Annotated in this window: 14 protein-coding genes; 4 read left to right on the plus strand and 10 right to left on the minus strand. The window is 68.6% G+C overall.

The genetic code is table 11. The annotated features are described in order from the left end of the window. Nucleotides 1-202: 202 nt before the first annotated feature. The 3 genes from OG226_RS14825 to OG226_RS14835 form a co-directional block, all read right to left on the minus strand. Nucleotides 203-1,153, minus strand: coding sequence for an ADP-ribosylglycohydrolase family protein (locus OG226_RS14825; protein WP_329349204.1), 951 nt, complete (start codon nucleotides 1,151-1,153; stop codon nucleotides 203-205). A gap of 12 nt (nucleotides 1,154-1,165) precedes the next feature. After that, a complete protein-coding gene (locus OG226_RS14830; RefSeq protein ID WP_327400834.1) occupies nucleotides 1,166-1,825 on the minus strand; it encodes a histidine phosphatase family protein in 660 nt (219 codons plus the stop codon). A gap of 140 nt (nucleotides 1,826-1,965) precedes the next feature. Next, nucleotides 1,966-2,571, minus strand: a complete 606-nt coding sequence (locus OG226_RS14835) for a YdbC family protein (protein WP_328678075.1) — start codon at nucleotides 2,569-2,571, stop codon at nucleotides 1,966-1,968. A 155-nt stretch (nucleotides 2,572-2,726) separates the two neighbouring features. Between OG226_RS14835 and OG226_RS14840 the strand changes: the two genes are divergently transcribed. After that, on the plus strand, nucleotides 2,727-3,260 hold the full coding sequence (locus OG226_RS14840; protein WP_329349205.1) for a TerD family protein: 534 nt from the start codon (nucleotides 2,727-2,729) through the stop codon (nucleotides 3,258-3,260). A 19-nt stretch (nucleotides 3,261-3,279) separates the two neighbouring features. On the opposite strand, the gene OG226_RS14845 is transcribed toward OG226_RS14840, so the two are convergent. From OG226_RS14845 to nrdR, 3 genes are all read right to left on the minus strand, one after another. Continuing rightward, entirely contained in the window at nucleotides 3,280-3,975 is a 696-nt protein-coding gene (locus tag OG226_RS14845) for a DUF6215 domain-containing protein (RefSeq protein ID WP_328678078.1), read from the minus strand. A 179-nt stretch (nucleotides 3,976-4,154) separates the two neighbouring features. Then, nucleotides 4,155-7,049, minus strand: coding sequence for a vitamin B12-dependent ribonucleotide reductase (locus OG226_RS14850; protein WP_328678079.1), 2,895 nt, complete (start codon nucleotides 7,047-7,049; stop codon nucleotides 4,155-4,157). Nucleotides 7,050-7,213: 164 nt separating this feature from the next. Beyond that, nucleotides 7,214-7,765 carry a transcriptional regulator NrdR gene (gene nrdR, locus OG226_RS14855; protein WP_328678080.1) on the minus strand — a complete coding sequence of 184 codons (552 nt, stop codon included), beginning with the start codon at nucleotides 7,763-7,765 and terminating at the stop codon, nucleotides 7,214-7,216. A 564-nt stretch (nucleotides 7,766-8,329) separates the two neighbouring features. On the opposite strand from nrdR, the gene lexA reads away from it, so the two are divergent. Then, nucleotides 8,330-9,109 (plus strand): transcriptional repressor LexA, encoded by a 780-nt coding sequence (lexA, locus tag OG226_RS14860; RefSeq protein ID WP_026151025.1) that lies wholly within the window; start codon nucleotides 8,330-8,332, stop codon nucleotides 9,107-9,109. 170 nt (nucleotides 9,110-9,279) lie between these two features. Here the strand turns inward: lexA and OG226_RS14865 are convergent, their stop codons facing one another. From OG226_RS14865 to OG226_RS14875, 3 genes are all read right to left on the minus strand, one after another. Beyond that, nucleotides 9,280-11,262 (minus strand): ATP-dependent DNA helicase, encoded by a 1,983-nt coding sequence (locus OG226_RS14865; protein ID WP_329349206.1) that lies wholly within the window; start codon nucleotides 11,260-11,262, stop codon nucleotides 9,280-9,282. 477 nt (nucleotides 11,263-11,739) lie between these two features. Continuing rightward, nucleotides 11,740-12,705, minus strand: coding sequence for a GNAT family N-acetyltransferase (locus OG226_RS14870; RefSeq protein WP_329349207.1), 966 nt, complete (start codon nucleotides 12,703-12,705; stop codon nucleotides 11,740-11,742). 170 nt (nucleotides 12,706-12,875) lie between these two features. Further along, nucleotides 12,876-14,978 carry an IucA/IucC family protein gene (locus OG226_RS14875; protein ID WP_443066887.1) on the minus strand — a complete coding sequence of 701 codons (2,103 nt, stop codon included), beginning with the start codon at nucleotides 14,976-14,978 and terminating at the stop codon, nucleotides 12,876-12,878. A 571-nt stretch (nucleotides 14,979-15,549) separates the two neighbouring features. Between OG226_RS14875 and OG226_RS14880 the strand changes: the two genes are divergently transcribed. Together OG226_RS14880 and OG226_RS14885 are read left to right on the plus strand one after the other, a co-directional pair. Then, nucleotides 15,550-16,779 carry a trypsin-like serine peptidase gene (locus tag OG226_RS14880; RefSeq protein WP_328678090.1) on the plus strand — a complete coding sequence of 410 codons (1,230 nt, stop codon included), beginning with the start codon at nucleotides 15,550-15,552 and terminating at the stop codon, nucleotides 16,777-16,779. Between the two features lie 197 nt (nucleotides 16,780-16,976). Further along, nucleotides 16,977-18,173 carry a trypsin-like serine peptidase gene (locus OG226_RS14885; RefSeq protein WP_329349208.1) on the plus strand — a complete coding sequence of 399 codons (1,197 nt, stop codon included), beginning with the start codon at nucleotides 16,977-16,979 and terminating at the stop codon, nucleotides 18,171-18,173. A gap of 84 nt (nucleotides 18,174-18,257) precedes the next feature. Here the strand turns inward: OG226_RS14885 and hflX are convergent, their stop codons facing one another. Further along, a complete protein-coding gene (gene hflX / locus OG226_RS14890) occupies nucleotides 18,258-19,751 on the minus strand; it encodes a GTPase HflX (protein ID WP_328678094.1) in 1,494 nt (497 codons plus the stop codon). Between the last annotated feature and the right edge of the window lie 90 nt (nucleotides 19,752-19,841).

Consider the following 19,841-nt stretch of genomic DNA (forward strand, 5'->3'; position numbering starts at 1 on the left):
GGGCCCGGTCAGGGCCCGGCCCACGGACACCATTGAGGACCTCATGACCACACCCCCCGGCTGTCGTGTCCCGTCTGTGCGGACTCCCGTGCCGCACAGCGACTGCCACGACAACGGGCGGGCGGTCACGGAGAGTTCCCAACGAGCACGGAGAGTTTGAATCGGATTTGGGCGGCGCTGCCCGGGCGAGGAGGTGAGGACGTCAGAGGGACGTCGGAACCCAGCCCGGCAGCGCCTCCGTCCGCTCCAGCCACTCGGCGGGCGGCGCCCCCGCCTTCTCGCCGGCGATCACACCGCCCACGATGGCGCAGGTGGTGTCCACGTCCCCGCCGACCTGGGAGGTGGCCCAGAACGCCGCCTCGTAGTCGCCGAGGCCGCGCGCGGCCGACCAGAGCGCGAAGGGGACCGTGTCGTGGGCGGACGTACGGCGTCCGCAGCCCAGGACGGCCGCCACGGTGCCGGGATCGCCGTAGTCGAGCATGTCCCGGGCGCGCCGCAGGCCCGCGCCGACGGCGCTCTTCGGTACGAGCGCGATGACGCCGTCGAGGAGCGCCTCGGCACTGGGCGGGCCGCCGGGAGCCGCAGCCAACGCGGCGGCCGCGGCGACGGCCATGGCACCCACCACGGCCTCACGGTGCTGGTGCGTGGGGTAGGCGGAGATCTCCGCCTGATGGGTGGCCTGCTCGGGGTCGTCCGCGTACCAGGCGCCCAGGGGTGCGATCCGCATTGCAGCACCGTTGCCCCACGACCCCTGTCCGTTGAAGAGCGCGGCGGACAGTTCGCGCCAGTCACCGCCTTCACGGACGAGGCGCAGCAGCCGGTTCACCGCGGGGCCGTAGCCGCGGTCGAAGTCGTGGTGTTCGGCGAAGGAATGCGCCAGGGCATCCTGGTCGATTCGGCGGTGGGCTGCCAGGACGGCGACCACGGAGCACGCCATCTCCGTGTCGTCCGTCCACTGCCAGGGAGTCGGGGGCAGTTCGCGGCGCTTGAGCAGCGGGTGGTTCGCGGGGACGAAGAACTGGGAGCCCAGCGCGTCGCCCACGGCGAGTCCACGCAGGCTGGCCAGGGCACGCTCCAGGCGCGCATCGAACGAGTCGGGAGAGGCAGGAGAATCAGAAGGGTCGGGAGTGTGGGAAGAGGGGTCAGCGATCATCGGTCGGCCACCCTATCCGGTGATCCCGTACGGCTCCGGGTCTCGCCAACTGTCGAACGGCCGGTCCAGCGCGTACCGGCCGTCCTCTCCCAGAACGAGCATCCGCATCTCGGCGTTCCCCGGATTCGACAGCGACTCGAACTCCGCGACCGTCCAGTGGAACCATCGCATGCAGAAGAGCCGCATCGCCAGGCCGTGGGTCACGAGGAGCACGTTCGGCGGGTGGTCGGGGGCCTCGAAACTGCGGTACAGGCTCTCCAGGAAGCCGCCCACCCGGTCGTAGACGTCTGCGCCGGACTCGCCCTGGGCGAAGCGGTAGAAGAAGTGCCCGTACGCGTCCCGGTACGCCTTCTGGAGGCGTACGTCGTCGCGGTCCTGCCAGTTCCCCCAGTCCTGTTCGCGCAGCCGAGGTTCCTCCCGTACGCGGACGAGGTCGGGGTCGAGGTGGAAGGCGCGGAAGGTCTCGTGCGTACGGCGGTACGGGGAGACGTACACGCTGAGGCGCTCGCGGCCGAACACCTCCCGCAACCGCTTTCCGGTCTCCTCCGCCTGTCGCCAGCCCTGGTCGGTCAGCGCCAGGGAATGGTCGGGTTCACGCTCGTACACAGTGTCATCAACATTGCCCGTTGACTCGCCGTGCCGGACAAGGACGATGCGCCGTGGTCGTGCCATGCCAAAACCCTAGATCGAAAGACGGCATATCGAGCACTCGTACGGGCTCCATACGGCGTAGGTCACACGAATTCTGCCCGATCGGCCACATAGGGGCGCACGATTCACACAGCGGGACGCCAGTGGCGTCAGTTCGGATTTCAAACCGTCCAGGACGGTTCCAGTTGGACGATGTCTCCCGTGAGGGAGTCGATGTCCGCCTCGATCTGGGCCCGCAGGGCGAGCCGCTCAATCCGCTCGGTGCGGTACTTACCGTGCTCGGCGGCCGAGTGCCACATCGACAGCACCATGAACTCGTGTCCCGGAGCCTCGCCGAACAGCCCGCGGAGCATGCCGGGGGAACCGGCCATCGCCGGGTTCCAGACCTTCTCCTGCATCAGCGTGAAGTGCTCGGCACGCTCCTCGTGGACACGGCACAGGGCCACCCGCACCAGGTCCGCGTCGGTGAAGCGCGGCTCGAAGCCGGTCTTCACGTCGAAGCGGTGATCGAACAGCTTGACCTGCGCGTCCTTGAAGGTGCCCACCTGGGCCGACGCCAGCCGGTCGTGGGATCGGGCCATGAAGGAGTCGTAGAAGGCACGGCTTTCCCAGAACGCGAAAATGTGTGCCACCCCTGGCCGCGCTCTGCTCCAGCCTCCCCCCTGTCCCCGAAATCCCGGCTCCCCCAGAAGCCCCGCCCACTTTCGCTGCCCGCGCTCGAAGCCGCGGCGGTCCACCACGGTGCAGCGAATCCACTTGACCAGCACCGCGCCATCGTAAGGCCCTGGAGCGTGGCGCCGGTCACGCTCCGGCTGAGATCGTCGGCGCATGCGCCCCCGCGCACGTGGCACGATGGACAACGAAGGCTGATCGCCCAGTAGTTGGGGCGCGCGATCGAGGCGAACGGGGAAGGGGAACTGTGGTGAACGGCCTCAACAAGGGGATCCGCAAGGCCGAAGTCGGGCTCCAGTGGGATCCGAGTCCCACCGGGCAGCCGCCCGTCGATCTGGACATCGTCGCCACCACGTATGTGGCGGGCGATCTGTACGGCGCTCCCGCGTACGCGGTGCACTTCGACAGCCGCTCGCCCGACGGCACCATCTATCTCAACCGGGACAGCAAGGACGGCAAAGGCTTCGGCTGGGACGAGGTCATGACCCTGGAGCTCGACCGGCTCTCCGAGCGGTACGCGCGCGTGGTGGTCGGTGTGGTTATCCAACAGCGGGTCGCCCACCGCACGTTCGTCAACGTCCTCAACCCGAAGCTGCGCATCCGCGAGGGGTACACCGTCCTCACCGAGGACGACTTCGGTGACGTCCTCGGTGCTACGGCGGCGACGGTCGGGGAGTTCGTCCGGGACGAGTCCGGAAGCTGGGACTTCCATCCCGGCATCCGGGGCTTCGAGGACGACCCCGCGACCTTCACCAGGACGATGGGCAGGGCACAGCAGCCCTGAGCCCGTCGCGGACGGCGCGTCAGCCGGCGGTCCAGCCCGGGACCGTCGGCAGCACCTCCTCGGCGATGCGGAACAGCGCCTCGTCGTCGGGCGGCACGTCGTCCTGACGCCAGATGGATATCTCGAAGGAGTCGCCGCCGTCCTTCGCGCTCGTGGACACCAGCAGGCTGCGGGCGATGCCCCCGGGGCCCGTACTAGCCTTGCCTCCACCGAGGTTGAAGCTGATGGCGATGGTCCGGTCCGAGTAGAGGACGGCCGGGTGCCCCAGGACCATCTTCACCTCTGAGGTCGAGTCAACGTAGCGGGCCGCCTCGGCGACGGGAACGTCGTCGTAGGACGCCGACAGCCGTACGGAGTAGGTCGTCAGGTCTACGTCGGCCTCGGGGCTGGCGATCTTGGTGCCACCGGCGAGCGTCATCCAGCCCGCACTGCCCCCGGCGGTCTCCGCGTGCTCGTCCGGGGTCCCCAGGAGCACCGGAAGATCCGATCGGTTCAGTGCCGTGCAGAGTTGCACCGGCGAGACGTACTTCGCCGGCAGGGACTTGTCCTGGCTCGCCGTGCAGGTCGCCGGTTTGCTGTCCTGCTGCGACGTCTTCGGCAGGACTCCTCCGAGTCCCCACATGCCGCCTACGACACCCCCGACCACGACCACCGCCGCGACTGCCTGGGCCCCCGCCCTCATACCTTTTTCGGGCTCGACGGAATTGTCGACCATGCCCCCACCCTCCCCTGTGCGCACGCTATGCGCGTCATGCACGTCGAGGGAGATTAACCGCTGATCGTTCCGCTGGGAAACCGGATTCGGCCCGGGCCCGGACATGCTGAGGGCGGTGAAGCCCGGATATCGGCTCCACCGCCCTGACCAGCTAGTTCACTTCAAGCAGATGCGATTGATCAGCTGCAGCCGCTGGTCGAGCCGCACCCCTCGCAGATGTAGCAGGAACCGGCCCGCTGCATCTTCGTACCGCAGGAGAAGCACAGCGGGGCGTCGGCCTGGATGCCCAGCTGCATCTCCACCAGCTCGGCGCTGGTGTGCACCTGTTGCAGGGCGGGCTTGGCCGCCTCGACCACGGCCTTAGGTGCGGCCACGGCCTTCAACTCCTGGGCGCGCGGCGCCGACTGGGCCAGGCCCTCCACGTCGACCTCGTCCTCCGCCGGCTCGTACGAGCCGGTGTCCAGGTGACGCTGGCGCTCATCGGCGGAGTGGATGCCGAGCGCGGAGCGCGTCTCGAAGGGCAGGAAGTCGAGCGCCAGGCGACGGAAGATGTAGTCGACGATCGACTGTGCCATCCGTACGTCCGGGTCGTCCGTCATACCGGCCGGCTCGAAGCGCATGTTCGTGAACTTGGAGACGTACGTCTCCAGGGGCACGCCGTACTGCAGGCCTACGGAGACGGCGATCGAGAAGGCGTCCATCATGCCCGCGAGGGTCGAGCCCTGCTTCGACATCTTCAGGAAGACCTCGCCGAGACCGTCGTCCGGGTAGGAGTTGGCGGTCATGTAGCCCTCGGCGCCACCGACCGTGAAGGAGGTCGTGATGCCCGGGCGGCCCTTGGGGAGACGCTTGCGGACGGGGCGGTATTCGACGACCTTCTCGACCGCGGTACGGATGGTCTCCTCGGCCTTGGCGGTGACCTCGACCTTCTCCTTCTCCTTGGTCTTCGCGGAGAGGGGCTGGCCGACCTTGCAGTTGTCGCGGTAGATCGCGAGCGCCTTGACGCCCAGCTTCCACGCCTCGAAGTAGACCTCTTCGACGTCCTCGACGGTCGCCGTCTCCGGCAGGTTGACCGTCTTGGAGAGCGCGCCGGAGATCCAGGGCTGGATGGCGGCCATCATGCGGACGTGACCCATCGCGGAGATGGAACGCTCGCCCATGGCGCAGTCGAACACCTCGTAGTGCTCCTGCTTGAGCCCCGGGGCGTCGATCACATTGCCGTTGTCGGCGATGTGGGCGACGATCGCCTCGATCTGCTCCTCCTGGTAGCCCATGCGACGCAGGGCCTGCGGGACGGTGCCGTTGACGATCTGCATCGAGCCGCCGCCGACCAGCTTCTTGAACTTGACCAGGGCGAGGTCGGGCTCAAGTCCGGTGGTGTCGCAGGACATCGCGAGACCGATGGTGCCGGTCGGGGCGATGACGGAGGCCTGCGAGTTACGGAAACCGTTCTTCTCGCCGAGGCGCAGCACGTCCTGCCAGGACTCCGTGGCCGCGGCCCAGATGGGCGTGTCCAGGTCGTCCGTGCGCGGGGCCACGGCGTTGGCGTCGGCGTGCTGCTTCATGACGCGCAGGTGCGGCTGCTCGTTGCGGGCGTAGCCGTCGTACGGGCCGACGACCGCGGCGAGTTCGGCGGAGCGCCTGTACGACGTGCCCGTCATCAGGGAGGTGATGGCACCGGCGAGGGCACGGCCGCCGTCGGAGTCGTACGCGTGGCCGGTCGCCATCAGCAGGGCGCCGAGGTTGGCGTAGCCGATGCCGAGCTGGCGGAACGCGCGCGTGTTCTCGCCGATCTTCTGCGTCGGGAAGTCCGCGAAGCAGATGGAGATGTCCATCGCGGTGATGACGAGCTCGACGACCTTGGCGAAGCGCTCGACCTCGAAGGACTGGAGGCCCTTGCCGTCGTCCTTCAGGAACTTCATCAGGTTCAGCGACGCGAGGTTGCAGGACGTGTTGTCCAGGTGCATGTACTCGCTGCACGGGTTCGAGCCGTTGATACGGCCGGACTCCGGGCACGTGTGCCACTGGTTGATGGTGTCGTCGTACTGGATGCCCGGGTCGGCGCAGGCCCAGGCGGCCTCGGCCATCTTGCGGAAGAGCTGCTTGGCGTCGACCTCCTCGATGACCTCGCCGGTCATGCGGGACGTCAGGCCGAACTTGTCGCCGTTCTCCACGGCCTTCATGAACGTGTCGTTCACGCGGACCGAGTTGTTGGCGTTCTGGTACTGGACCGACGTGATGTCGTCGCCGCCCAGGTCCATGTCGAAGCCCGCGTCACGCAGCGCGCGGATCTTCTCCTCTTCCTTGACCTTGGTCTGGATGAAGTCCTCGATGTCGGGGTGGTCGACGTCCAGGATGACCATCTTGGCCGCGCGGCGGGTGGCGCCACCGGACTTGATGGTTCCCGCGGATGCGTCGGCGCCGCGCATGAAGGAGACCGGACCCGACGCGTTGCCCCCGGAGGAGAGCAGCTCCTTGGAGGAGCGGATGCGGGACAGGTTCAGGCCGGCGCCGGAACCGCCCTTGAAGATCATGCCCTCTTCCTTGTACCAGTCGAGGATCGACTCCATGGAGTCGTCGACGGCCAGGATGAAGCAGGCCGAGACCTGCTGGGGCTGCGGGGTCCCGACGTTGAACCAGACGGGACTGTTGAAGCTGAAGACCTGGTGCAGGAGGGCGTACGCCAGCTCGTGCTCGAAGATCTCGGCGTCGGCGGGCGAGGCGAAGTACCTGTGGTCCTCGCCGGCCTTCCGATACGTCTTCACGATGCGGTCGATGAGCTGCTTGAGGCTCACCTCGCGCTGCGGGGTGCCCACGGCACCGCGGAAGTACTTGCTGGTGACGATGTTGACCGCGTTCACCGCCCACTCGGCGGGGAACTCGACGCCACGCTGCTCGAAATTGACCGAGCCGTCGCGCCAGTTGGTCATGACGACGTCACGACGCTCCCACTCCACCTCGTCGTACGGGTGCACGCCGGGGGTGGTGTGAATACGCTCGATGCGCAGTCCCTTGGTGGTCTTGGTGCCCTTCGCGCGGGAACCTCGTGCCGGACCGCTCGCCGTCTCTGTCATGCCGCCTCCCTCTACAGGCAAAAACGCCCGAAAATGCCACGATGTTCCCGTGGCAGAGTGTTTGTCTGATGCCGCGGGCGCCCACAGCTCATGGCCCCGCAACAAGTCCTGGTTCGCCGCCGCCCGGCCGGACCCGGGGCCTCCGCCCGGTGCCGGCCCGTCGGTCAGTCGGCGGAGTGGGCGGGCACGGGGACCTGAACAGTCCCTCCGGTCCCGCCGTCGTCTTCCTGGCTCCCCGATACCGCGTCTTCGTCGTCCACGGCGGGGCCTGGGGTCACTTCGCGCAGCTCCACGATCGCGGCCTCGAAGTCCTCAAGGGAGTTGAACGCCCTGTAGACGGAGGCGAATCGCAGATAGGCGACGAGGTCGAGCTCCTGCAACGGACCGAGTATGGCCAGCCCGACGTCATGGGTGGTCAGTTCGGCGCTTCCGGTGGCCCGCACCGCTTCTTCGACCCGCTGACCGAGCTGAGCGAGTGCGTCCTCGGTGACAGGCCGTCCCTGGCATGCCTTGCGCACACCGTTGATGACCTTGGTACGGCTGAACGGCTCGGTGACTCCGGACCGCTTGACCACCATGAGCGAGCACGTCTCCACGGTCGTGAAACGACGGGAGCAGTCAGGGCACTGGCGGCGCCGGCGGATCGACGTGCCGTCGTCGGTCGTACGGCTGTCGACGACACGACTGTCGGGGTGCCTGCAGAAGGGGCAGTGCATGGTCTCCAACCCTCCCTCGCAGCAGACTCAATAGCCTCGTGAGACCCCTTGGGCCTCTCGAAGCAGCCCCAAGCATAGGCGATGACCGAGACTCTGGAGACCCGGGGGACCACAACTTCTGGGCTGCTGCCGCAATCCAACCACTAGATGTGGTGATTGGCTCACACAAACACGCCGTACGCGCGTGTCGCACCGTATCGGCATGTGCCATACGACTGCCCCGTCACCCGGAACACGCGGGCGCGCAGCCGTACCGCCAGGCCGCTTACGGAGATACCGTGAGCGCGGCACGGAGGAGACGTGGGGCTCCCGCACAGAACGGGACCGGCCCCCGGCTGCCGGGACACCGGGTGGCAGACTGAGGCGACAACCCACGAGGTCACCACCACGGCGGCGAAGAGTACGACAATGAGCCCTTTTGTCCGCCAGGTGCCGCGTTGGCCATACACCCAGACGCGTGATCACAACAGGCTAACTGTACTTTTTCACTCGAACGTGTGTTTGGCGCAACCTTTCGAAAGCAACTACCGTTGTCCAGCAGGGAGACCATCGAGAGGGGCCGACGTGACCACCACCGCAGACAGTGCCACCATCACTGCCCAGGATCGCTCCCAGGGCCGACTCGAGCCGGTGCATGCAATGAACGAAGCCGCGAATCCCGAGGGACACAAGCGCTCCCTGCCGGGCCGACCTCCCGGTATCCGGGCGGACAGCTCGGGGCTCACGGACCGGCAGCGCCGGGTGATCGAGGTCATCAGGGACTCGGTGCAGCGACGGGGTTACCCGCCGTCGATGCGCGAGATCGGCCAGGCCGTGGGCCTGTCCAGCACGTCCTCGGTCGCACACCAGCTGATGGCACTGGAGCGCAAGGGCTTCCTGCGCCGCGACCCGCACCGCCCGCGCGCGTACGAGGTCCGCGGCAGCGACCAGTCCTCGTCGGTGCAGCCCACGGACACCGCGGGCAAGCCCGCCGCGTCGTACGTCCCCCTGGTGGGCCGGATCGCCGCCGGTGGACCGATCCTCGCCGAGGAGTCGGTCGAGGACGTCTTCCCCCTCCCCCGCCAACTGGTCGGTGACGGTGAGCTGTTCGTCCTCAAGGTCGTCGGTGACTCGATGATCGAGGCCGCGATCTGCGACGGCGACTGGGTCACCGTGCGCCGCCAGCCGGTCGCCGAGAACGGTGACATCGTGGCCGCCATGCTGGAGGGCGAGGCCACCGTCAAACGCTTCAAGCGCGAGGACGGCCACGTCTGGCTCCTCCCGCACAACTCGGCCTACGAGCCGATCCCCGGCGACGACGCGACGATCCTCGGCAAGGTGGTGGCAGTGCTGCGGCGCGTGTGACGGCCGCGGCGGGCGGGCCTCATCGGCCCGGCCCCCTGACCGGACCCCGGGACCCCTGCGCCGGTTCCGGGGTCCTGTGCTGTCCGGACCCCGGTGACGGCCGGTCGTCGATCCGGTGCCGGTCGTCGATCCCGTGTCGACCCGGCGTACCGGGCCAACACGGCCCCGGATCACTCCGCTTCGGCTTCCTCCTGCTTCGCCTTCGCGTCGATCGCGGCCAGCGACCTCCGGGCCTGGTTGCGGTCCGTGGTGTACCAGAAGTCGGGCAGTGACGCCTTGAGATAGCTGCCGTAGCGGGCGGTTGCGAGCCGCTGGTCGAGGATGGCGACCACCCCTCGGTCCCCCGACGCGCGGACGAGACGGCCGGCTCCCTGGGCCATGAGGAGCGCCGCGTGTGTGGCGGCCACCGCCATGAAGCCGTTGCCCCCGGCGTCCTCGACCGCCTTCTGGCGGGCGCTCATCAGCGGGTCGTCCGGGCGCGGGAACGGGATCTTGTCCATGACGACCAGCTGACAGCTGGCTCCGGGGACGTCGACGCCCTGCCAGAGCGACAGCGTGCCGAAGAGACAGGTCTTCGGGTCGGCCGCGAAGTTCTTGATCAGCTCGCCGAGCGTCTCCTCGCCCTGGAGCAGGATCGGGTACTCCGGAATGCGGGAGCGCAACTCCTCTGCGGCGAGCTGGGCGCCCCGCATCGAGGAGAAGAGGCCCAGGGTGCGACCGCCGGCCGCCTGGATCAGCTCCGTCAACTCGTCCAGCATGTCGGCACGATCGCCGTCCCGCGCGGGGCGCGCGAGGTGCTTGGCGACGTACAGGATGCCCTGCTTCGGGTAGTCGAAGGGCGAGCCCACGTCGACGCCCTTCCACTGCGGCAGGTCGTCGCCGGCGGTGCCTTCGGGGGCGAGGCCGAGGGAGGCGCCCACGCCGTTGAAGTCGCCGCCGAGCTTCAGTGTCGCGGAGGTCAGGGTCACCGAGCGGTCCGTGAAGAGCTTCTCCCTGAGCAGGCCCGACACGGACATGGGGGCGACGCGCAGGGAGGCGCCGAAGCGGTCGTGGCGTTCGTACCAGACGACGTCCCATTCGGAGCCGTTGGTGATGCGCTCCGACACGTCGTGTACGGCCTCTACGGAGGCCAGCGCCTGCTTGCGGACGGCGTCCTCGTCCTGCACGGACTTGTCGCGGGTGGCGCCGATCCCGGAGATCACCGTGCGACAGGCGTCACGCAGCGCCATGAGGGCGTAACCGAGGTCCTCCGGGATCTCCTCCAGGCGACCAGGCAGGGCAAGCTCCATCATCCGCTCGAAGCCCTCCGCGGCGGTCTGGAGCTGATCGGCGGCCTTCTCGTTGACCAGCTTCGCGGCGCGACGCACCGCGCGGTTGACCTGTCCCGGGGTGAGTTCGCCGGTGGCAACTCCGGTGACCCGGGAGACCAGTTCATGAGCCTCGTCGACGATCAGCACCTCGTGCTGCGGAAGGACGGGGGCGCCCTCGATGGCGTCGATCGCGAGCAGTGCGTGGTTCGTGACGACGACGTCGGCGAGCTTGGCGCGCTCGCGGGCCGCCTCCGCGAAACACTCCGCCCCATAAGCGCACTTCTGGGCGCCCAGGCACTCGCGGGAGGACACCGAGATCTGCGCCCACGCGCGGTCGGAGACTCCGGGTGTGAGGTCGTCCCGGTCGCCGGTCTCGGTCTCATCGGTCCAGTCACGCAGCCGCAACAGGTCCTGGCCCAGCTTGCTGGTGGGGGCGGCCGCCTCGAACTGGTCGAAGAGACCCTCCTCCTCGTCCTGCGGCATGCCCTCGTGGAGCCGGTGCAGGCACAGGTAGTTCGACCTGCCCTTGAGCATCGCGTACTGAGGGCGGCGGCGCAGCAGGGGATGCAGCGCGTCGACCGTGCGCGGCAGGTCGCGCTCCACGAGCTGGCGCTGGAGCGCGAGGGTGGCGGTCGCCACGACCACACGCTCCCCGTGCGCGAGCGCTGGCACGAGGTAGCCGAGCGACTTGCCGGTGCCGGTGCCGGCCTGGACCAGCAGATGGGAGCCGTCGTCGATCGCCTCCGCGACGGCTTCGGCCATGGTCACCTGGCCGGGGCGCTCCGAACCGCCAACGGCAGTGACGGCAGCATGCAGGAGTTCGGGGAGTGAGGGCTTCGTCATAGCGCGACCAGCCTACGGGGCGGGACTGACAGCCGGGCGATCAAGGCGAGGGGAAGGGGTGGATCTCGACCGGGGACTTTTGGGTGGGGGTGGGTCTTGTTCGGATGGGGATCGGGTTGGTTCGGTTCGGGGCAGGTGGAGATCGGTTCGGGGCGGAGGGGGTTGGTTTTGGGGGCGGACGGGGTGCTGGTTGGGGCTGGTTTGGTTCGAGGTGGGCTCGGGTTGTTCGAGGCTGGCTCGGGTTGTCCAGGATGGGGTCGGGTTGTTGCGGGTGGGGTCGGATTTGGTTCGGGGGCTGGGATTGGTGGATTGGTTCGGCAGGGTCGGCTCGGATTGTTCGGGGATCCGGTCGGTTCGGAGGCGGGTTGGGCGGCGGGGTCGGGCGGTCGGGGCGTGGCGGCCAGAATCCGCTTCGAGGGAGTGGGAACCCGATCGACCCGAGCGGTGTACCAAAAGTGATGGCGCTGCCACGTGGCGCTACAGCAGATCGCGCAAGGAACGGTCTCGGACCATGAGGGCGGCCCGCTTGGTGGGCAGGTCGACCTCGGCGGAGAACCGGAAACCGGCGCCCAGAAAAGCGGCTACGGAAGGGGTGTTGCGAATGTCGGGTTCCGCGACGATACGGGCGCAGGTGGATCGCTTGTCGAGTACGAGGTCGGCGACGGCCCGGAGCAGGGTGCCGCCCAGTCCTCGTCCTCGGTCGGTGACCGTGCCGATGAGGAGGTGGATGCCGGTGTCGTGCGGTCGGGCGGGGTAGTGGCGAGCCAGAGGGTCGAGATCCGCCCGGTAGATCTCCCAGTAACTCATCGGGGTGCCGTCCAGCACGCCGAGACAGGGAACGCTGCGTCCGTCACCGGCGAGTTGGGCGCGCAGGTGGTCCTCGGTCAGGGCCCGGGGGCCGGCCAGTTCCCAGAACTCTGCGACGGCGGGGTCGTTCATCCAGCGGTCGATCAGCGGAAGGTCGCGTTCGATGTCGACGGGGAGGAGGTGGAAGGCGCCTGCGGAGGTGTTGGTCGGGCCCCAGTCGGCTACGCGGTCGAGGAGGTCGTCGCCGGGCGGGATATGGGAGTTGAGGGAGAAGCCAGAGGTAGGTGGGGCGTCTACGTCGGGCGGGACGGCGGAGTTGGGCTGCGCCGTGCCCTCCGTGCCCTCCGGCGGGTTCCGTAGCCCGATGGTGCCGGCCTCGCCGAGGGCGGCCTCACGGGGAGCCGATGCGTGGTGGTCTACCTCGTCGTGGGGCGCCGCACGGGGAGCTACAGCGTCATGGGCTACCGCGTCGGCTGCGTCGTCCGCCTCAGCGAAGAGCGCGATGAACTCCTCGGGCAGGCGGAGGTCGAGGGTGTCCTCGCCGTCCGTACCGGGAGTCTGGCTCGCACTCGCGCTGGTGCCTAGATCGGAGCGGGTAGCAGTCGCGGTGTCGGCGCTCGCATCGGTGGGAGGCACGGTGGCGCTCCTCTCAGGAGAGGGGGTGGGTCATGTTCCTCAGGGCGTAAGGGGTCGGCGGTGGTCGGGGATTGGTTATTGGCGGTCGAGGTTGAGGTTGAAGGGGGTCTGTGGCGATCGAAGTTGGAGGTAGCTGGTGCATTCGAACCTGCTGGTGGTGACGGTGACGATCAGAAACGAAGGGGGTTCGCGATGGTGACGTAGACGGACTGGGTGTCGACCGGGCCGATGAGCTCGTCGAGGCCGTGCAGCCGGGTCAGCAGGTTGGCCTTGCAGCGCAGGACGGGTGAGTCGAGCAGGCGGGCCGGCAGGGAGGTACGCAGCCGGGCGGGACCGGAGGCCACGTCGCCGAGGAATCGGCGGAAGGCGGAGAGCAACAGCCACTCGTCGGCGAGACGTTGTGAGCCGAACGCTCCGATGAGACCGAACACGTTGTTGATCGCGAGGTAGTACGCGAAGCGTTCGTCGGTGACCTCGTCGGAGACGAACGTGTCGCTGTGTTCGCCGATGCCGGGCAGCCGGGCGTCGAGTTCCGCGCGCCGGGATGCGCGGAAGTAGTAGCCCTGGTTGTCGCGGTACCGGCCGCCCACGGGCCAACCTTCACCGTCCAGCAGAAGCAGGGTGTTCTGCTGGTGCGCCTCCAGGGCGATCCCCGCCTCACTGTCCAGCCACAGCACGGGACGGACGACCTGCTCCAGGTAGCGCAGGAACCACTCGGCGGCGACGGCTCCGCGCGACCGGCCGGTTCGTGCGGTGAGGCCCGTGACGACCTCGGCCAGACGGGACCGCAACAGCGGTGTGCCGGACGCGGAGAGGCTGAAGTGGCTCGTGTCTGAGGCTGCCGCCGGTCCGCCAACGGTGGCGCTCCGCTCCTCGTACGGCCGAAGTGAGACGAGCCCGGCGACGCAGGACACGTCATCGGACGCGCTGAACGGGTTGTGCCGGATCACCACGTCGATTCCGGCCAAGGGCACCCGGGCATCACGCTCCCCACCCCTGGCACGGTCGGCGCCGCACTCGTCCAACGCGTCGACGGCCAGCCAAGCCGGGTCGCGGACGATGTCGAAGCCTGGGTGGGCGGCACGCCACTGCTGGGACAGGCCGGTGCGCAGCAGGCGGTGTACCTCGACACTTCGGTGGAGTTCCTTGCGGAGGTTCTCTCGGCGGGAGTTGGTGATGCGGAGGCCCAGGGACAGCTTGAGCATGGCGGAGGCGCCGGGTTGGTGGACGGTTCGTACGGAGGAGGTGGGGTGCCACGGGGCGCCATGGGTGCCGAGGTCCTGGATCAGGCCGGCGTCGAGCAAGGCCGCGATATCGGCTCGGTGTTGGATCTCGCGCCACTGCCAAGGGTGGAGGGGAAGAGCGGCGTGGCCCTCAGGCAGCGGCAGTTCGGGGCCGGCGAGTCGGGCTGTGAGATGAGCGGCGGGGACAGGTCGGCCGCGTTCGGTCCAGGCCGAGTCGGTCGCGAGTACGGAAGGGGCGACAGCCAGCCAGTGCAGCGGGAAGGAGCCGCGCAACTCCGGTGAGTACAGGCGGACTTCGGTCTCGGAGAGGCCCTCGCGGCTCTTCGGGGTCGGGTGCAACGGGTGGCCGAACAGGAGTGCCTGTTCGGCGGAGAGGAAGAGATCGGGACCGTCGGCCGGGTGTGCACGGCGGTCGGTGATGAAAGTGACGGTACGGCGGACGGAGTCGGCTACACGGGCCACCAGGTCGGTCACGGTTTCGGGTGCCGCTGCGAGTTCTGTTGCCGGCGCCGTTGTCGCTGCCGTTGTCTCCTCCTCATCAACGACCGGCGGTGCGCCGGGAACTGCCGATACGTCAGCAACCCCGACAGCACGGCCGGCCCACCCTGCCTCCCTGGCGAGCAACGCCGCGACCGTCACCGCGTCGGGCGGTGGTGCGCCGTGGGGAGCGTTTGACAGGTAGGGAAGGCCGAAGCGGTGCCAGCCCGTCGGGGACCAGTAGTGGACCTGGGCGAGCAGGGCCGTGCCGCTGGCGGTGAGGGGAATGTGGAGGGTGCCGTTGGTGGGAGCGGGGAGGTTCGTTTCGCGTACCCAGCAGCGCAGGAGGTTCTCGACGGCTGCGGCCTGGGCGGCGGTGTGGGGGTCCGGGTGCTCCAGGAGGTCGGTGATGGTTGCACCTCGCGGCTCACCTGCTTCCGGGCTCCGGGGCTGCTGCCGAGGCACGGCCTCGGCCGAGGCCGACGCCAGGGTCTGCGTGTGTCGAGGGCTCGCCTCGTGGGAGGGGCCGTCGGAGGTGGGCGTGGGATTCAAGACTGTTCCTCGGGAGGTGTTTCGGAGTGGGAATCGTGTGGGGTCGAGTCCCGTTGTTCTGGCGAGTGTTGAGCTTGGTGGTTCTGCAACTGGCCCTGCGGATCAGCCGAGTTGCCGTCCGGTGGCGCACCACCCTCCGGAGCAGTCACCTCGACATGCCGGTGGCGACCGGTCGGGGTACCGGTACGGGCCAGCCGACGTACCGATGCACTTCCGCAGGGCGCGCTCGTACCGCCCGCACCCCAACTCGCGCCCCAGGAGCCCCTCGTACGGCCCGCCCACCGACCGACGCCCCACGGCCGCCCTCCAGCCTCACCGCAGACACACCGCCAAGCCCGTCCACACAAGCGCAGGGGACCGCGCGTCGACAGCGGGCCCCCTCGCTACCAACCCCGCACCGCCCACGGGGTTACGGGTTGTCCCAAGATCCTTGCCGTGACGGAACCGTTGCCGTCCCGTGGGAAGTCCCCCACAGCGAGCGCATAGTGTGTGATGCCGTTCCGAAGGCTGCGAGTTCGCGGAGATCGCAGCCGGAAGCGCAACATCCTTTCACCCAGGGGGAGTCAAGACCATGCGATCGATACGCCCAACCTTCACCGCCCGTCGTGGGAGGGGCGCGCGTCGCGGAACCTCCCCCGTACTGGCCGCAGTTGCCCTCGCCTCGGCGCTCGCGCTCACCGCGACCGCGTGCGGTTCCAGTGACACGAAGGCCGACGGCAAGTCCACCGCGTCCGCCACCAGCGGTGACACCGGTGACGGCAAGATCAAGATCCCGGACGACATCAGGGACAAGCTCAAAGAGCACGGGATCGACATCGACAAGTGGAAGAACGGCGCCTGGAAGAACTGGAACAGGGACGACTGGCTTCGCGAGGCCGACGACTACATCAACCCGATCATCAAGGGGCTGTGGAGTTCCGGCCGGATGCGGGACGCCAACGACCCGGACACGGGCGTCGACGCCAACGACATCTCCGGCGACCAGGGCGTGACCGACCCGACGCCCGCGGTGGTGAACGCGAAGGCCGTGACGCCCACGTACCACGCCAACGCGGCGACGGCGGGCAAGGTCTTCTTCGACTCCCCCGAGGGCACCATGGTCTGCTCGGCGACGGTCGTGGAGGACCCGGCGCACCCGGGCAAGTCCGACCTGGTGTGGACGGCGGGCCATTGCGTGCACGCGGGCAAGAAGGGCGGCTGGTACCGCAACATCGCGTTCGTGCCGTCGTACAACAACGCGGGCCGTTCCGCAGCGCAGTTGGAGACGGCGACCCGGGACCAGGTCGCTCCGTACGGTGTCTGGTGGGGTGACTGGGCGCAGACCTCGCAGCAGTGGATCGACCAGGGCGGCGAGACGGGCGGGCAGGGTTCGTCGTACGACTACGCCGTGATCCATGTGACGCCCGAGAAGGGCAACGGGGGCAAGTCCCTTGAGGAGACGGTCGGTTCGGCTCTTCCGGTGAACTTCACCGCGCCGGCCGTGCCGAAGGTGTCCAGCCTCACGGCGACCGGCTACCCCGAGGCGAAGCCGTACGACGGTTCGACGCTGTACCAGTGCACGGACAAGCCGGGGCGGCTGTCGATCAACGCCTCGGACCCGACGATGTACCGCATCGGATGCAGCATGACCGGCGGTTCGTCCGGTGGCGGCTGGGTCGAGACAGGCTCCGACGGCAAGCCGTCACTGGTGTCCAACACCTCGATCGGGCCCGTGACTTCGGGCTGGCTGGCGGGTCCGCGGCTGGGTGATGTGGCCAAGGGTGTGTACGACTCGGTCAGCAAGAAGTTCGCCGGCCAGTAGGCGCGACGGCAGGCACAGTCGGGGGACAGATTTCGGCGGGGTGTCTCACAGGAACCTCACCGCCTCACCGGCGTTCGTCCCCAACTCCCCCGGCATAGTGGGGTGTCGCAGAACGACCCGCAGTACACGGTCAGTTATGCGCGATCAGTAGTTATCGGCAGTAGAAGGTCAGCAGTTCTCACGGGGGTTATCGCACCATGCGTTCCACACGTACGCCCGCTTCGTCCCGGCGCGGGCGGCACACCGGCCTGGCCGGCGTCGGTCTCGTCGCGGCTCTGGCGCTCACCGCAACCGCCTGCAACGGCGACGACTCGGCGAACGACAAGCCCGCCGCCACCGCCACTCAGGCCTCCGGCCAGGACAAGGTCCGGATTCCGTCGTCCGTCGCCGACAAGCTCAGGGCGCACGGCGTCGATGTCGACAAGTGGGCGGACGGCGGCTGGAAGAACTGGGACAAGGACAAGTGGCTCAGTGAGGCCAAGGACTTCGTCAACCCGGTGATCAAGGGACTGTGGAAGCCCGAGCGGATGAAGTCCGCCGAGGAGGCCAACAAGACGGTCTCGACGAAGGACGCCGCCGCCGACCAGGGCGTCAGCGACCCGGATCCGGCGCCCGTCGAGGCCACGGCCGAGAAGACGCCGTACCACCAGAACGCGGCCCCGGTCGGGAAGGTCTTCTTCGACTCCCCCGAGGGCTCGATGGTCTGCTCCGGCACGGTCGTCAAGGACGTCAACCACCCCGGCAAGTCCAACCTCGTGTGGACGGCGGGCCATTGCGTCCACGCGGGCAAGGACGGCGGCTGGTACCGCAACATCGAGTTCGTGCCCTCGTACAACGACCTCGGCGAGTCCGCCTCCCAGTTGAGCAGCGCCTCGGCGTCCGAGATCGCTCCCTACGGCCAGTGGTGGGCGGACTGGGCCTCGACCTCGAACCAGTGGATCCAGGGCGGCTCGGAGACGGGCGGCGCGGGAGCGACGTACGACTACGCCATCCTCCATGTGAAGCCGCAGTCCGGTTCCAAGTCCCTTGAGGAGACGGTCGGCGCGGCGCTCGACGTCGACTTCTCGGCGCCCTCCGCGACCGAGGTCGGCTCGATGGGCGCCTGGGGTTACCCGGCCGCGCCGCCGTACAGCGGTCTGAAGATGTTCAAGTGCCTCGACCGGCCCGGCCGGTTGTCGCTCAGCACTGCCCTCCCGACGATGTACCGCATCGGCTGCACCATGACCGGCGGCTCGTCCGGCGGCGGCTGGTTCCGGGTGGTGAACGGCAAGACGGAGCTGGTCTCCAACACCTCGATCGGCCCGTCCGACAACACCTGGCTCGCGGGCCCCCAACTCGGCGCCACCGCCAAGTCGCTCTACGAGAACATGAGCAGGACGTACGGCGGTCGGTGACCCGAACGCACGCGTGTACGCCGAAGGCCCGCCCCCGGGACGAGAATTGGGGGCGGGCCTTCGGACTTGCAGTGCTACGACCCGTCAGGCCAGCGGTGCCGGGACGTACGGCGCGAGTTCCGCCGCGAGTTCCTCGTGCACCCGGGCCTTGAGCTGGGTGCCCTCCGGGGTGTGCTCCTCGGAGATGACCTCGCCCTCGGAGTGGGCGCGGGCGACCAGCTTGCCGTGGGTGTACGGCACGAGCGCCTCGATCTCGACCGAGGGGCGCGGCAGTTCGCTGTCGATGAGCGCGAGCAGTTCCGCGATGCCCTGGCCGGTGCGGGCCGAGACCGCGATGGAGCGCTTCTCGTTCCGCATCAGCCGCTGGAGCGTCAGCGGGTCGGCCGCGTCCGCCTTGTTGATGATGACGATCTCGGGCACCTTGGTGGCGCCGACATCCCGGATCACCTCGCGTACGGCGGCCAGCTGCTCCTCCGGGACCGGGTGGGAACCGTCCACCACGTGCAGGATCAGGTCGGCGTCGCCGACCTCCTCCATCGTGGAGCGGAAGGCCTCGACCAGGTGGTGCGGCAGGTGCCGGACGAAGCCGACGGTGTCGACCAGCGTGTACAGCCGCCCGCCCGGGGTCTCGGCCCGGCGCACGGTCGGGTCGAGGGTCGCGAACAGCGAGTTCTCGACCAGCACGCCCGCGCCCGTGAGGCGGTTGAGCAGGGACGACTTGCCGGCGTTGGTGTAACCGGCGATCGCGACCGAGGGCACCTTGTGGCGACGGCGCTCCTGGCGCTTGATGTCGCGGCCGGTCTTCATGTCCGCGATCTCCCGGCGCATCTTCGCCATCTTCTCGCGGATACGGCGCCGGTCCGTCTCGATCTTGGTCTCACCGGGACCGCGGGTGGCGAGGCCGCCGCCCGAGCCGCCGCCCATCTGACGGGACAGCGACTGACCCCAGCCGCGGAGCCTCGGCAGCATGTACTGCATCTGCGCGAGCGCGACCTGCGCCTTGCCCTCCCGGGACTTGGCGTGCTGGGCGAAGATGTCCAGGATCAGGGCCGTACGGTCGATGACCTTGACCTTGACGACGTCTTCGAGATGGATCAGCTGGCCCGGGCTGAGCTCACCGTCGCAAATGACGGTGTCGGCGCCGGTCTCCAGGACGATGTCCCGCAGCTCGTTGGCCTTGCCCGAACCGATGTAGGTGGCCGCGTCCGGCTTGTCGCGGCGCTGGACGACACCGTCGAGCACGAGGGCGCCCGCGGTCTCCGCGAGGGCGGCCAGCTCGGCGAGCGAGTTGTCCGCGTCCTGGACCGTGCCCGTGGTCCAGACGCCGACGAGTACGACGCGCTCCAGGCGGAGCTGTCGGTACTCGACCTCGGTGACGTCCTCAAGCTCGGTGGAGAGGCCGGCGACGCGGCGCAGGGCCGCGCGCTCGGAGCGGTCGAGCTGGTCGCCGTCCCGCTCTCCGTCGATCTCGTGGCTCCAGGCGACGTCCTCTTCCATCAGGGCATCGGCCCGAAGACCTTCGGGATAGGCGTGCGCGAGGCGCTCAGTGTCCTGGGAAGGGGAAGAAGAGGAGGTCATTGGGTCCTTACGTCGATGGGAGTCCTGCGAAGGTCATAACGTGCGAGCGCCTCCGGAGATTCCCGATGGCTGCCGGGTATGCCCCGGGTG

The organism is Streptomyces sp. NBC_01261 (assembly GCF_036226385.1).
In the GTDB taxonomy this organism is placed as follows: Bacteria; Actinomycetota; Actinomycetes; order Streptomycetales; family Streptomycetaceae; genus Streptomyces.